Raw genomic sequence first — 446 nt, forward strand, 5'->3', positions numbered from 1 at the left:
GCGTATGGCGCGCTGTGGCTGGTCTGGAAACAGTTTGCCGACGACCGCATGCAGATCCTGCTGCGCAAATCCATCGACGGCGGCGCGCACTGGTCGGCGCCGGCCAACGTGGCAAACACCAATGGCGGCAGCGATCACCCGCAATTGCTCGCGCGCGACGGCCATGTCTACCTGTCTTGGCGTACCCAGGCGGAGGGTTACCGCCTGATCGATATCAGCAATGTCGTTCCGTCCAATTCATCATTGGAGGCATCGAAATGAAAATTCGATGGAGAGCGGTGGCGATGGCCGCGGCGCTATCCGCCGCCGCTTTGACGGCGCAGGCCGCGGGTGCGCTGCAGTTCCGGCCGCTGCATGCCCGCGATGTGCCGGCGCTGCTGCAGACGCCCCATGCGCGTCCGCTCATCGTCGAAATCTGGTCATTGGATTGCAGCTACTGCCGCGAG

Annotated in this window: 1 protein-coding gene; it reads left to right on the top strand. The window is 63.9% G+C overall.

All coding sequences use genetic code 11. The annotated features are described in order from the left end of the window. Window positions 1–261: sialidase family protein (locus tag RhoFasB10_RS25815; protein ID WP_167679345.1), on the top strand; the 261-nt coding region annotated here is incomplete at its 5' end. Window positions 262–446 lie beyond the last annotated feature (185 nt).

Source organism: Rhodococcus sp. B10, from assembly GCF_011770055.1.
Taxonomy (GTDB): Bacteria; Actinomycetota; Actinomycetes; order Mycobacteriales; family Mycobacteriaceae; genus Rhodococcoides; species Rhodococcoides kyotonensis_B.